The sequence below is a fragment of the Alteromonas sp. KUL150 genome (genome assembly GCF_009811475.1).
Classification (GTDB): domain Bacteria; phylum Pseudomonadota; class Gammaproteobacteria; order Enterobacterales; family Alteromonadaceae; genus Alteromonas; species Alteromonas gracilis.
Window position 1 is genome coordinate 1 of sequence record NZ_BLIJ01000076.1, and the last position, 13727, is coordinate 13727.

Consider the following 13727-nt stretch of genomic DNA (forward strand, 5'->3'; position numbering starts at 1 on the left):
CTCAGGGTCAGAGTACTTTCCGAACGAATGTACTCTGACCCCATAACTCTCTTATCTTCAACAAAAAGTAGTAATCCTAACCAATGTCGAATTGATTCAACGTGATAGCTTGCGTATTCTCAACGTACTTTGTGAGATAACTGCTATAGGTAATAAACGCTGTGTGTGAACTTTTAGGCATGAGTGCTAACACGCCAACCGACCTCTGTTTTAGTTTTACTGGGCTAACTCGTCGCGGTGGTGAAACAGGGCCGCATAAAGATGGCTGGGGCGTCGCTTTTTACGAGGGAAAGGGCGTGCGTATGTTTCACGATCCTGAGCCTTGCGCCACATCACCCATTGCTGATTTTGTTTCGAAGCTGCCTATAAAAAGCAAAAATGCGATATGTCATATTCGTCAGGCAAATGTGGGTAATATCAACTTAGCTAACACGCACCCCTTTACTCGCGAACTGTGGGGAAGATATTGGGTGTTTGCGCACAACGGGCAACTCCCTAACTTTTCACGCCGAACAGGTATTTACGAAGCGGTTGGAGATACCGATAGCGAAGAGCTTTTCTGCGATATTATGAATAATGTCAGGCAAAACCTTCCCCGAGACGCTATGTCTGAGCAGTTAGCCGAAACGCTGGTGGCGCTTTCAAAAGAGTATGCTCAACAAGGTGTATTCAATTGCTTACTGAGTAACGGCGATTGGCTATTTACCTTCTGTAGTACAAAGTTAGCCAGCATTACCCGCAGAGCACCGTTTGGGCCCGCTTGTTTAAGCGATGTTGAGGTGGAAATTGATTTTGCAGCGGAAACCACGCCAAAAGATGTGGTGAGTATTATTGCTACCGAACCACTAACGAATGACGAGCAGTGGGATATTTACGAACGGGGCGAGTGGAAGCTATGGCAAGAGGGGGAAGTTATTGCCTCGGGTAAAGTGGATGTACCTGAACATAAAAGAGAAGCAGAGATGGTAGCGCCCGATCCGTCGCTTCACGACTAATTACGAATTGTGGGGTCAGAGTAACTTTAATAATCTGCTTTCAAAATGCTCGGCGCTTAGTTGGTAAGCCAGCTTAATAATGTACTCTGACCCCCAAGCTTAGCTCAACAATGTACTCTGACCCCCAAGCTTCACCCCAATACTTGTATGATGGCTTGTTTTATTACTTGGTAGCGGGCGGGCAGTTCGCTGTGTGCGGTTTGAACGCTGTAAAGAGGTTCGGTTACGTCGTTTTTTCCGTTGTATACAGTGAGTTTGTCTGCAAAGCTAACAAAGTCTAGTGTGCTGGTGGGGAGCACGGTGAAACCCAGTCCTTCGCTTACCGGCAGCAGAATTTGCGAAAGCTGGTTAATGTAGCCGGCATGAGGCAGCTTGTTCGGGTTGACGTTAGCCAATTCAGGTTCTCCGCAATCATTAAAGTAGCGCTGTAAGTAATGCATCGCATCGGGGTGATTGATGAGCCCTAAAGTGTTGATAATGTCTTTTAAAGCGCTCGTATCATTTAGTTCCAAGTTTCCAGCTCTGGATGAGCGTTGTGTCTTAGCATTAGCAAGCGGAATAGCGCTCTGCTCATTTTTAAATGGATTTGTAGACTTTTCTTCAAGCGCACTCGATAAGCTACTGGGTAGTATAATCCCTAATGCTTCCTCGCCTAAGTATTCGCTATGTATATCCTCGCTCTCTGGCTGGTTTGTCACAATACCAAGTTCAAGCGTATTGTTCGCTATTCCGGATAAAATTGTGCGGCGAGGCGCGACTTCCACATGAATATTAAGCCCGCTATGCTGTTTTTGCAGTACCAGCAGAGCGGGGTAAATACGCTGAGCAATTGCACCTGAGCAGGCCACAATGCACTTACCTTCAAAAGGGGCGTCAAACTTTAAGCTGGCAATAAAATTTTGTTCTTTTAACTGCTGCTCTTTGGCGTAGTGGTAAACACGTTGGCCCTGTTCAGTAAGCTGGATCCCTTTTCCTAAGCGGACCACTAATTCACACTGGCATACCTCTTCAAGTTTTTTTAGGTGCTGGCTTACACCGGGCTGCGTCATAAATCGCTGCTCAGCGGTACGAGTGAAATTTCCTGTTTCTACCAAAGTAATGAAGGTGTCTAGCCAAATAGGGTTTATCATTGAGGTATAATCTTAATTTATCATATTTAGAAAATATCATAATTTCATGTTTTTTCTTTGTCTAGCTACTATGTATGCACGTTCACTTAAGCGGTGTTCGAGTAGGTCTTCTAGTCGAGGAGGTTTGTAATAACGTCTATATCAAACGGCTTATTGAGCCTGCATTGATCTTGAATTTGAACTTGCTTTGATCTGGGCACCGAAACAGCCTAGAGGGCGGCCGCTTAAGCTATTTTATTAACTTGCACTACAGAGGAGTAAGTGATGACTGAAGCAGTAAAAACACCGTATCCACGTACGTTTTCTCATATTGGTATTTCAGTACCTGACTTAGAAGCTGCCGTAAAGTTTTACACCGAAGTACTTGGCTGGTATCTCATCATGAAGCCCACCGAAATTGTTGAAGATGACTCAGCCATTGGTGAAATGTGTACTGACGTATTTGGCGCAGGTTGGGGGAAATTTCGTATTGCGCACCTTTCAACAGGTGATCGCGTAGGCGTTGAAATTTTCGAGTTTAGTAACCAAGAGAACCCTGAAAACAACTTCGAGTATTGGAAAACCGGTATCTTCCATTTCTGTGTTCAAGACCCAGATGTAGAAGGCTTAGCCGAAAAGATTGTTGCCGCTGGTGGTAAGAAGCGAATGAAGGCGCCGCGTTATTACTATCCCGGTGAAAAGCCTTACCGCATGATTTACATGGAAGACCCGTTTGGCAACATTCTTGAAATTTATAGCCACAGCTATGAATTGCACTATGCAAGCGGTGCTTACGAATAAGCATTCATTGCTAATACCTGTTGCATATCGCTATAAGCATGTTTGTAACAGGCATGAAATAAAAAATGCGAGGGCGCTGCAGTTAAACGTACCTCGCCTTTTTCATTTTATTAGTACTTAGGCTACCCAAACCTGCCAGACACATAAGGATTCGTGGCCTTTTCAGTCGCAACGGTAGTGGTTGGTCCGTGGCCCGGGTAAATCGTCATATCATCGGGCAATACCATGATTTTTTGCTTAATAGAGTCGATAAGCTGCTGATGATTTCCCTGTGGGAAGTCGGTTCTGCCAATTGAGCCTGCAAATATCACATCGCCGACAATAACCCGTTTGCTTGAGCGCTCTACCAACACCACATGTCCTGGCGTATGGCCCGGGCAATGAAGCACCTCAAGAGTCAAATTTCCTACCGATATCGTGTCGTTGTCGTTTAACCACTCGTTAGGTGCAAAGGGCTGAGCCGGTGGAAAGCCAAACATCTGGCTTTGCTGCATAAGTGCATCTAACCAGAATTTATCGCCGATATGAGGCCCAACAATAGGTACACCGTAATGTTCTGCGATGGCGACAGTGCCGCCAACGTGATCTAAGTGCCCATGAGTGAGAATTATTTTTTCAATACTCACGCTCTTATTTGTCGCAGCTGCAATAAGCTTTTCAATGTCGCCGCCTGGGTCGACAAACGCACCTTTGTTAGTGGATGAGTCCCAAATTAACGAGCAGTTTTGGGCAAAGGGCGTAACCGGTATAACTTGAATTTCCACTGTTTAACCTTTTGATACTTTTTTGCTTGGAGTGAAATGAAAAAGCGCTAAATAGAGCAGTGCGCCAACTGCTAATTCGCCGAGTAAAAACAACCATGCGTTGGTTGACGACTGTGCAATAGACCATGCGCAAACCGCAAATGCGACAAAGGGTATCAAACGCTTTAACAAGTTTGTAGGACTGACTTTTGAGCCTGCAGTGCCTTGAACAGAAGCGCTCTGCTGAAACGCGCTACGCAAAGAGCTTTGCTGCGCTTTCATCAGCACGACCACACACATGGCGTACACCACAAGCCGCGCCAATACGCTGGAAATCGCAAGCCACACAAAGCTGCCGCTAAGCGCCATAGCACCAGCGAAAAGACCAAGTACTAATATGGACAGATACGGCGTTGCAAACTTGTTGTGAACCCTTCCCAATATATTACCTAGCTTCCCAGGAACGAGTGACTGCTGCGCCATAGAATAGGTAAGGCGGGAGGTGGAAATCATGTTTGCCAGCAAGTTTCCGGCAACCGAGACTACAGCGGTTAGAGTCATAACAAGCGCCCCGGTTTCGCCAAATATCATGTTGGCGAGTGCGATAAGTGGTGCGCTATCGGGTTTCTCTGGTCCGACGGTCTGCCAATAAAGCCACTGCACGCAAAAGTAAAATATGGCAATGCCTGAAACAGTAAGCATTAATGCGCGAGGTATTGTTTTTTTCGGTGAATTGGTTTCGCCACTAGTCACCACCACAGTTTCAAAACCAATAAAGGCATAAAGCGTAAGTAGAGCGCCGGCTGAAATGGTATCAAATGCTGGAATAACCGGAGCAGCAGAGCTGGTTAATGCAGTAGAAAAGTCTAGCTGCCAATAGCCCGCTATAATCAATGCCACGAAGGGCAACAGCTTAAGCACCGAGATAGTATCGAGTGATCGCATGGCGGCTTTAAGTCCGACAATATTCACGAGAATTAATGCTGTTGTCAGTACAACAATCGCAAATGACTTACCTGACCCTGTATTAATTTCCGGCCATATATAGCCTGCGTACAGCAATAAAACATGCATATTAGCTGCTATAGCGGTGGCGCGAGCGAGGTAATAAACAAAGCCGGTTTGAAACGCAGCGGCATCGCCGAACCCTTTGCGCGCATATACTACAGGCCCACCGGTTTCCTGGTACAGGGCTGCCAACTGCCCAAAGCACCACACAATGGCAAGCATGAGCGCGCCAAAAATCAAAAAGATATAAGGGCTAAAGGCACCGAGCTCTGCGGCCATTTTGGCGGGCAGCGCAAAAATACCTGCCCCAATTAGCCCGTTTAATACCAAAAGGGCAGCGCCAATACTGCCGATGCCTTTGGTTAAAAGCCCTTTATTTGAACTACTCATTATTAATGCTTAGCTTCTCTTTAATAAACGCTATTGTTTCGGTGCTTGCTTGGAAAACACTTGTTCACCCGCCACATAGGTTGCGTGTACTTCTGTCTTCCAAATGTCTTTGGCATCAATAGTGAAAATATCTTGATCAACTAGAATAAAATCTGCCCATTTGCCTGGCGTTAACGTACCTAACGAATCCTCCATATGCCCCGAGTAGGCCGCATCGAGCGTAAAACCTTTAAATGCTTGTTTAACAGTTAATGCTTCATGGGCATACCACCCCTTTACCGGCTGGTTATTTCTGTCTTGACGGGTAACCGCCGCGTGAAGACCGTAAAACGGGTTGGCTAATTCAACGGGAAAATCAGAGCCTAATGGGAGTGGGATACCAGAATCTAAAAGTGTCTTCCACGCGTAAGCGCCTTTCATACGGTCTTTACCAATGCGATCCTCTGCCATGTTTTTATCGCTGGTAGCGTGAGTAGGTTGCATGGAGGGAAGTACTTTTAACGATGCAAAGCGCGCTAAATCGTCTGGAGCGATGACTTGAGCGTGCTCAATACGATTGCGCAATTCGCTGCCGCCGATGTTTTCAAAAGTGGCCTCAAATTCATTCAACGCAACATGGTTAGCTTTGTCGCCAATGGCGTGGTAGTTAAGCTGAAAGCCTGCGCCGATAACGGTAGTGAAAAGCTCTGTCATGTCCTCCGGTTGTGTCAGCAATAGGCCATGTTGATGAGGCGCATCTGAGTAGGGTTCTAGCAATGCGGCTCCTCGGCTACCTAATGCGCCATCGCCATAAGCTTTTACCGAACGAATATACAGAAAATCGTCATCATCGCGTATTGGTCCATTACCCAACATGGTTGAAAGTTCAGGGTCAGTAGCGCTTACCATAGCGTAAATACGCACCGGTAAATCACCTTCCACGGCCTCTTTCAAATAGAAATCGTAAACATCTCTGCTCACGCCGGCATCGTGCATTGATGTCACGCCATTTGCTAGTAAGTGCTCACCTGCAGCATTGAGTTGCTGTTCATATATTGCATTGCTGGCTTTAGGTAAATGTTCTTCAATGAGTAGTGATGCGTTGTCAATGAACACGCCAGTAGGGTTGCCGTTTACGTCTTTTATTATTTCGCCGCCAACGGGGGACTTGGTGTCTTTAGTGATACCAGCTAGCTCCATAGCCTTAGTATTAACCCAGGCTGCATGACCATCGACCCGAGTCAGGAATACCGGCCTGTCAGACACGACTTTGTCTAAATCGGTAGCGGTGGGAAAAGCTCTGTCAGACCATAATTCTTGATTCCAGCCGCGGCCAGTAATCCAAGATTGTTGACTATTAGCAAACGCATAGTCAGCAACCATCTTGGCCGCGTCTTGCGCACTGCTACTTTCTCGCAAATTAACTTCGAGTAAGTTTGCCCCTAAGCCAAGTAAATGACCGTGAGCATCAATGAGCCCTGGTAGCATCACTTTGCCATCACCATTAATAGTCTCGTCGATGCTAGCTGTAATATCAGGCGCTGTTTTATTTACGTCTAGGGCAACCACTTTACCCTCATCCATTACAAGGTTTTTGAACGAGATAAGTTCGCCAGCCTCATTAAGCGTATACCCTTTAACATTTTCAACGAGAGTAGCCGCGCTAGCACTTCCTATGGCTGCAAAAGACAGTGCAGTGAATAATGCAGAGCTTATGGCGCCAAGTCTTAATTGTTTTCTCGTTTTTGATTTACGTAAAGTAGAGTTCATGGAGTTTTCTGCCTTTATTTAATTATTCTAAGATTGTTATTCTGCGTAACTTGTATCGTTATTCTTTGAGCTTTTTACGCCTTGGCCTAACTCGTTTCATCAAGCTCGTCGGCCTCGCTAAAATCAAGAATAGGGGGCTGTAGTAAAAAGTCACGTTCCCATATTTTTGCCATGCTCGACTGGCTAATATTTCCGCCGCTTAATATGACCAACGCAGTTTGACCTGGAGGCGTGTTTGCTGCCCATGCTGTAACCGCAGCCATAGTCATGGCGCAAGTTGGCTCAATGTGAAGCTTCAGTAAATGATGAAGCCATTGAGTCCAGTAAGCAATTTGTAGTTCATCAACTTCATAAAAATCGTCAAGTTCTTGAAGAAGTGGGAATGTGACATCGCCAACAGAAGGCGTAGCTGCGCCATCTGCCAAGGTGTCTGGAGTATGGTTTAAAGCAACAATTTCCCCTGCCTGAAGCGACATTGATGCATCATTGGCTTCAGCCGGCTCAGCCCCAATAACCAGTGCGTCGGGTTGTAACGCGCGAGTCGCCAAAAGTGTACCCGACAACAATCCGCCACCGCCGCATGGCGCAAAGACGGCATCTACCTTACCCACCTCATTAAGTGCCTCAAGCGCCGCGGTGCCTTGCCCTGCCACAATATCCTCATGATTGAACGGGGGGATCCAGACAGTATCTGGCGCTTTCGATGCATCTTTAACCGCAGCGTCGGCTTCTAGGCGGTTGGGAAATAGCTTTAATTCAGCACCATAACTTTGTGTGGCCGCGGCTTTGATAGGTGATATCGTTTCGCTTGCAAAAATTGTCGCTTTAACGCCGAAGTGAGCAGCTGCATAGGCTACCGCCTGTGCATGATTCCCAGAACTATTTGCAACCACATGCTTTGGTAAACGGCCTTCTTCTTTTAAACGAGCCAAAAAATTCATTGCACCGCGAATTTTAAACGCCCCGATGGTTTGCAAACATTCTGCTTTAAATAAAATACGGTTACCCATCCATTGGTTAAGCAACGAAGATTCCACGATAGGGGTTTTCTTAACGTTATTTTTTATACGCTCGTAAGCAAGCTTAATGCTATCAAAGCTGGGAGGTGTTCTCATTTTCTGAATGCTCTTTTATTCTTTATTTTTCAATGCATATAAGGTTTTAGCGTTTGTGCCAAAATTGCAAAAGCTACTTTAAGTCTCTGTAACGTTTTATTTTAAACGTCTCAATACGCATCAAAAGAAAACTGATTTCATACAGTGCCAGATACTTTTCACTTACGCCAGTATCCTCACCGCATCGTGTATAAGGCAATTCATATTTATTTCATAATTCTACTTTAGTATACCGCCTGCAGTTTTCGGAGATAGACACATGTTAAGCAAAATAAACCATCGCATATACGCCCTGCCTGCGGTGTTATTTCTGCTTCTTTCTTTAATCTTCATATCTGCAGGCGCCTTTATTCAAAACGACGAACGTGCAGCCCGAATTTCCAAAGCCCAGTCAGTTGCCGAACAAGTAAAGATCAGTCTTGAAGTGTTCTCAAATGAACGCATTAAAGCGGTGCATAACCTTATGCAGAACTGGCCCACCTTTGAACCAAACCAAGTGGATTGGTTTAATGCTCAATCCCTGTCGTTAATGGGTATGCAACAAGGATTTTCCTCGCTAGTATTTGTTGATGCCACTGGAAAAATCGCTTGGGTAACAACGCCCAATACGGGTATCAAGACGCGCATTGACAATACGCTTATTGGGAAGCCAATGGAGGCGCTAGGATTAAACGTCTCTAGCCTGTCTGAAGATTTAGAAAGTACGCTGCTTTATTCTCAGGAAGCTGAACATCATTTTATCGTAGTAGGCAGAGCCATAAGCCCTCAAGAACCCGATCACGGCTATTTAATAGCGGGGTTCGATGTTCAAACCATATTGGGGGTTATGTTGGGTGAATTAGTTGGCCCTCAGTTTAACTTCCAAATCTATTCTGACGACGCCACGTTATTTAAAAGCGGCGAATTTGCTGACGACGGTACGATTGTTTCTTTGGCTCCCTTTACGTTTTTAGAAAGAGACTTTTATCTTTCTATGCAGTCCCAGCTAAGCCCCTACAACGCAGGGCTCCTCATCATACTAACGGGCTTACTGATGTCAGCGCTGGTTAGCTACGTACTGCACAAACAGTTAAAGGGGGCGGTTAGTTTATCGCTCAGCCAACAGCGTTACTTAACCGCCAGCGAAGCCTCTCTCGATGCGTTGCTTATCTATCAGCCTAAAGAAAGCGACTTTTCGCTAGTCGAAGCCAATTCCTATACCCGCTATCTATTTCGCGGGGCGTGTGAAGCACTGCGCTCAATGACATTGGCAGAGCAAATGCGGTATTTAGGGTTGAGTCACGAATTTATAAATGCGCAAAACGTGTATAAGGGTGGCATACCTTATGAAGCCCATATTGCCATTGAAAGTACCGAAATTAGCCCTGAATGGATAAAAGTTCAGGTGGTAAAGGCGGGGGAGAATATCGCTTTAACAATAAGGGATGTTACCGAACGTTTTCGTGCCCAAAATGACCTTAAACGCAGCGAGGAAAAATACCGCCGCTTAGTTGATGGGATGCATAGACACTTTGTTTACACAAAAACTGTCGAGCATAATTTTATCTACGTGAGTGCTGGTATTGAAAAAATTCTTGGCTTTTCTGCGGATGATTTTTGCGTAAATGAATCGCGCTATGTACGCCAAGTACCTGATGAAACTTTCCAGATTCGCCAAACCATTGCTCGTGGCGAAAAGCCTGAACCTTATGTCGTTCATTATCAAGGCAAAGTAGGTGAGCCATTGGCGCTAGAGTTCTCCGACACACCAATATTAGATGAGGAAGGCAGGTTAGTGGCCGTTGAAGGCATAGCGCGAGACGTCACTAAGGAACTAGCGCTTCAGGAAGAAGTCTACTTTCAAGCAAATCATGATCAATTAACAGGGCTCTTCAACCGTTATGCTTTTGATGAAAAGTTAAGAGAGATCCTTAACGACACACATCGCAGCAATAAGCAAAACGCGAGTGGTAAAAACGTTGAGCTCGCCGAGCTAGAAGAGAACAATATCGTAAGTCGCGCGGGTTACAATGAGGTGACCTTCTTAAACATGCCTCATGCTCAACACAAACAAAGTGTGATGTGCTTTATCGACATGGACCGTTTTAAATTGGTGAATGATAGCTGTGGTCATCCCGCTGGCGACAAGCTACTGAAAGAGATATCTACCATATTCAGACAGTATGTAAACGGGCAAGACTTGCTAGCGCGAATAGGCGGAGATGAATTTTGTATTATATTTCGTAATCAAAGTTTAGAAGAGGTGACCAAGCGCCTAGATAAACTATTGTTGGCTATCTCCAATTACCGTTTTGTATATGACGACAAGTTGTTTTTTGTGGGCGCAAGCATTGGCGTAATCGAAATAAACGAAAGCACACAAAGCGCGGAAGCATTGATCAAGGCTGCCGACAATGCCTGCTATAAAGCAAAACACTTGGGGCGAAACCGTTACTTTGTGTTTCACGACAACGACTCACAAATGGCCATCGACGATAGTGAGAATCAAGTACTGCATGCGTTACACCACGCGCTGCAAAACGACGGCTTTGAATTATATAGCCAAGCTATTATGCCGCTTAATGTGCCCAATGAAGATAAAGCGGGACACCTTCAACATTATGAAATATTGCTTCGTCTAAACGCTAGAGAGGGCGGTCTTATCAGCCCAGGATTATTTATCCCGTTAGCTGAACGTCACGGTTTAATGAATAAAGTGGATTTGTGGGTGGTAGATAACACCCTCAAAACCCTTGAAAGTAACCCAGCGCATATTGATAACGTTGGCAAAGTGGCTATTAACTTATCGGGCATAACGCTAGGTGACGAGATGGCTCTTCATAAAATTACGCAAAGAATGCAAAGCACGTCGGTACCTGCAGAGAAGATTTGCTTTGAAATAACAGAGACAACGGCGGTAACGAATTTAAGTGCCGCTAAACACTTTATATCCACGCTGCGAGATTTAGGTTGTAGCTTTGCCTTAGATGATTTTGGTGCAGGTATGTCGTCGTTTACTTACCTTAAGCACCTTGACGTAGACTACGTGAAGATAGACGGTTCCTTTGTGCGAAACATTGTTCACGATCCAATTGATCATGCTACAGTTACTGCGATTAATAATATTGCGCACAGTATGGGTAAACAAACGGTAGCTGAGTTTGTAGTGGACAACGCTACTGCAGAGGTGCTTAGAGAGCTTAAAGTCGACTATGGTCAGGGCTTTGCTTTAGATAAACCCAAGCCACTGGCGCACAGAGTTCAATGGCGAGTAAAACTTGCCTCTGCCTAAAAGGAAATAATTATGGGTTTATTTGATACCATTATGGGTAATGCGAGCGAGACAAGCGCTTCTGATGTACAAGAAGAGCTGACGCCCATACTCGCGGCTAACGAGACCGTTACTTCTGCGTTTAAATTAGTGCGCGATTTAAGTGTATTCACGAACAAGCGCCTGATCCTTATCGATAAGCAAGGGCTTACTGGGCGCAAAGTGAACTATCACTCTATTCCTTACAAATCGATTACGCAGTTCATCGTTGAGACGGCAGGACACTTTGATACGGACGCCGAGCTTAAAATCTGGTTGTCGGGTAAAGCCGATCCTATTGAGATTGAGCTGAGTGCGTCGTCTGCGCAGGCTGTACAGCAAAACCTAGCAACCCAGATGTTTAGCTAGGCACTATTGCCAAGCTAATTTAAGGCTAATAAAAAGAAAGCGAGCAGTATAAAACTGCCCGCTATTTTAGTTTCTTTCTTTAAGATTTCGTTTCCACAATGGTTAGCTCATTATTGCAACCTCTGGCAAAAACATAATCTATGAAAGGTTTAGAAAACAACGCTAACACTTGCTGAACAGGTAGTTGTGCCTGCTTCACACACTTGATAACTATAAGTAGCACCGCCTTTTGAGCTAAGAGCATCGGTATACGCGCCGTCGTTTGCTGTGGTAGCAATCACACTTCCGTTGCGATATATATCAACATTTGACGACATAGCATCAGCCCAAGAAAGATCTACACGTTGTGTGCCTTTTACTTTGTAGCCGGTAGCCGTAAGGGTTAAGTCGCCGGTGCCGCCTGTATCACCGCCACCGTTATCACCACCGCCATTGTCACCACCGCCGTTGCCGCCAGCGCAACCATTTTGAGTTAGGTAAGCATTCATATCGGCCGCTTGAGCGATACCATAGCCAAAGAAGTCGTCTTTACCTGCGGCGCCTGCATCCATTGCAGTCGCTTTAAGCGCGCTACGGATCTCTTCACCGGTACACGTTGGGTGATTTGACCATACCAGCGCAGCAATACCTGCAACGGCTGGCGTCGCCATTGAAGTTCCGCTCATGTAGCCGTAGTCACTTGCGCCAATTGAAATGTCGATAGTAGATGCTGCTACTAATGCGCTTCTATCTTCGAACGCTGCACCTACAGCAGGGATTGAGGTATTGTTAGTATCACCTAGCGTGCCGTAAAGCATGCCTGGTTCGTTGTTGATAATAACGGCACCTACACCACCAGATAGTTCACAGTTGTTAACCTTGTCGTAGAACGACACGCTACCGCGGTCAATAACACAAACCTTGCCCGCTGCGCCAGTATCTACCGCATCGCCTAAGCCTAGGAAGTAAGTCGCCGCTGATACCGTACCGGTATTTTCCATCGCCGATGATGCAAAGCCAACACCGTCAGCGCTCATTGCAGATAGTGACGCACCGCCTGCAGGATAGGTTGAAAGGGTGTCTACGCCACCTGCAGTTACCTCAACACAGATAGTTTCGTCGGTAGTAACGCGCTTACCGCGGCCCGAGCTACACGATGGGTATTGAGAAAAGTCCGCAATATTGTTATCCGCATCGTTTGCGCCAATCATCATCACTGACGAGTAGCCTGCAGGATAAGAACGAACGCTATTGCCGTCATTTCCAGCAGCAGCCACAACTAAGCCGCCCGCTGCAACGAAGTTTTTAAACGCGTTTTCTTCTGTAGAGTTTGCGCCACCGCCACCAAGGCTCATGTTTATGATGTTAGCACCAGCCTGAGAACACAGCTGAGCTGCTTGTGCTAAATCTGATGAATAGCCCCAGCCAGAAGCGTTAAATACCTTGATGATGTGCATATCAACGCCAGGCGCCATGCCCACTACACCAAAGCCGTTATCAGCCGCGCCGATGGTACCGGCTACGTGTGTGCCGTGAGGGCCACCATTTTCAAACCAATTACCAGTGCCAACATCATTATCGCCGGTAATTGCAGACCAGTTGAAATCAGCATTCGATGAATCTAGCCCGGAGTCAATAACACACACTTTCATGCCAGCGTTGCTATCAAATACAACTTGGTCAGCCTGCGATTGATAAACAGCGTATGGCGTTAATTGGGTTTGTGTTGGGTCGCCCGCGTCATCGTTAAATAAGGCCATTGGCACGCGTTTTAGGTCAGCTTCAACTAATTTAACGTGTGGGTTGTTAAGTAACCCTTTCACGTCACTCAAAGATTTACCGCTGAACGTCGCAGCGATGAAGCCATCGGCATCAACGTGAATTTCTGCACCAGATTGTTTTGCCAGTGCTTTCACAATGCCTTTTGCGTTGTTGTCTACCTGAATGATGTAACGGTCGTCGTCTGCAAGTGCTGTAAAGCTTGAAAGTGCTAAGCCAGCTGCGATTAAAGATGGGGTAAATTTATTATTTTTCATAGGTACCACTCTGTTTCACCTGTTGTTTAATCCCACCTTTTTGATTGTTTTTTGTGGTGGGTAAGCGAATTGCTCACTTTCGAACCTACACTATGAAAAAAAATTTAACAAACCTTGTAGCAAAAAATTATTATAAAGTTTAAT

10 protein-coding genes are annotated in these 13727 nt (G+C 45.7%); 4 read left to right on the forward strand and 6 right to left on the reverse strand.

What is annotated here, in order from left to right:
* The first annotated feature begins 161 nt into the window (after positions 1–161).
* Entirely contained in the window at positions 162–995 is an 834-nt protein-coding gene (locus GVO62_RS17680) for a class II glutamine amidotransferase (protein WP_159120376.1), read from the forward strand.
* Positions 996–1126: 131 nt separating this feature from the next.
* Here GVO62_RS17680 and GVO62_RS17685 read toward each other — a convergent pair whose 3' ends face one another.
* Positions 1127–2125, reverse strand: a complete 999-nt coding sequence (locus GVO62_RS17685) for a LysR family transcriptional regulator (protein ID WP_159120377.1) — start codon at positions 2123–2125, stop codon at positions 1127–1129.
* Positions 2126–2389: 264 nt separating this feature from the next.
* On the opposite strand from GVO62_RS17685, the gene GVO62_RS17690 reads away from it, so the two are divergent.
* A complete protein-coding gene (locus tag GVO62_RS17690; RefSeq protein WP_015068113.1) occupies positions 2390–2905 on the forward strand; it encodes a lactoylglutathione lyase family protein in 516 nt (171 codons plus the stop codon).
* A gap of 122 nt (positions 2906–3027) precedes the next feature.
* On the opposite strand, the gene GVO62_RS17695 is transcribed toward GVO62_RS17690, so the two are convergent.
* The 4 genes from GVO62_RS17695 to GVO62_RS17710 all read right to left on the reverse strand — a co-directional run bounded on the left by GVO62_RS17695 (position 3028) and on the right by GVO62_RS17710 (position 7910).
* On the reverse strand, positions 3028–3669 hold the full coding sequence (locus GVO62_RS17695) for an MBL fold metallo-hydrolase (protein ID WP_159120378.1): 642 nt from the start codon (positions 3667–3669) through the stop codon (positions 3028–3030).
* Positions 3670–3672: 3 nt separating this feature from the next.
* Positions 3673–5046, reverse strand: coding sequence for an APC family permease (locus tag GVO62_RS17700; protein ID WP_159120379.1), 1374 nt, complete (start codon positions 5044–5046; stop codon positions 3673–3675).
* Between the two features lie 30 nt (positions 5047–5076).
* Positions 5077–6795 (reverse strand): amidohydrolase, encoded by a 1719-nt coding sequence (locus GVO62_RS17705; RefSeq protein WP_159120380.1) that lies wholly within the window; start codon positions 6793–6795, stop codon positions 5077–5079.
* Positions 6796–6881: 86 nt separating this feature from the next.
* Positions 6882–7910, reverse strand: a complete 1029-nt coding sequence (locus GVO62_RS17710; RefSeq protein WP_159120381.1) for a serine/threonine dehydratase — start codon at positions 7908–7910, stop codon at positions 6882–6884.
* Positions 7911–8169: 259 nt separating this feature from the next.
* Between GVO62_RS17710 and GVO62_RS17715 the strand changes: the two genes are divergently transcribed.
* Positions 8170–11181, forward strand: coding sequence for a putative bifunctional diguanylate cyclase/phosphodiesterase (locus tag GVO62_RS17715; RefSeq protein ID WP_159120382.1), 3012 nt, complete (start codon positions 8170–8172; stop codon positions 11179–11181).
* Between the two features lie 12 nt (positions 11182–11193).
* Positions 11194–11568 carry a PH domain-containing protein gene (locus GVO62_RS17720; RefSeq protein WP_014950757.1) on the forward strand — a complete coding sequence of 125 codons (375 nt, stop codon included), beginning with the start codon at positions 11194–11196 and terminating at the stop codon, positions 11566–11568.
* A 149-nt stretch (positions 11569–11717) separates the two neighbouring features.
* Here the strand turns inward: GVO62_RS17720 and GVO62_RS17725 are convergent, their stop codons facing one another.
* Entirely contained in the window at positions 11718–13583 is a 1866-nt protein-coding gene (locus GVO62_RS17725) for a S8 family serine peptidase (protein ID WP_159120383.1), read from the reverse strand.
* Positions 13584–13727: the final 144 nt, after the last annotated feature.

Coding starts and splice junctions, on each gene's coding strand:
- GVO62_RS17690 (WP_015068113.1), top strand. CDS start 2,390: ATGACTGAAGCAGTAAAAACACCGTATCCACGTACGTTTTCTCATATT.
- GVO62_RS17725 (WP_159120383.1), bottom strand. CDS start 13,583: ATGAAAAATAATAAATTTACCCCATCTTTAATCGCAGCTGGCTTAGCA.
- GVO62_RS17700 (WP_159120379.1), bottom strand. CDS start 5,046: ATGAGTAGTTCAAATAAAGGGCTTTTAACCAAAGGCATCGGCAGTATT.
- GVO62_RS17705 (WP_159120380.1), bottom strand. CDS start 6,795: ATGAACTCTACTTTACGTAAATCAAAAACGAGAAAACAATTAAGACTT.
- GVO62_RS17720 (WP_014950757.1), top strand. CDS start 11,194: ATGGGTTTATTTGATACCATTATGGGTAATGCGAGCGAGACAAGCGCT.
- GVO62_RS17710 (WP_159120381.1), bottom strand. CDS start 7,910: ATGAGAACACCTCCCAGCTTTGATAGCATTAAGCTTGCTTACGAGCGT.
- GVO62_RS17715 (WP_159120382.1), top strand. CDS start 8,170: ATGTTAAGCAAAATAAACCATCGCATATACGCCCTGCCTGCGGTGTTA.
- GVO62_RS17685 (WP_159120377.1), bottom strand. CDS start 2,125: ATGATAAACCCTATTTGGCTAGACACCTTCATTACTTTGGTAGAAACA.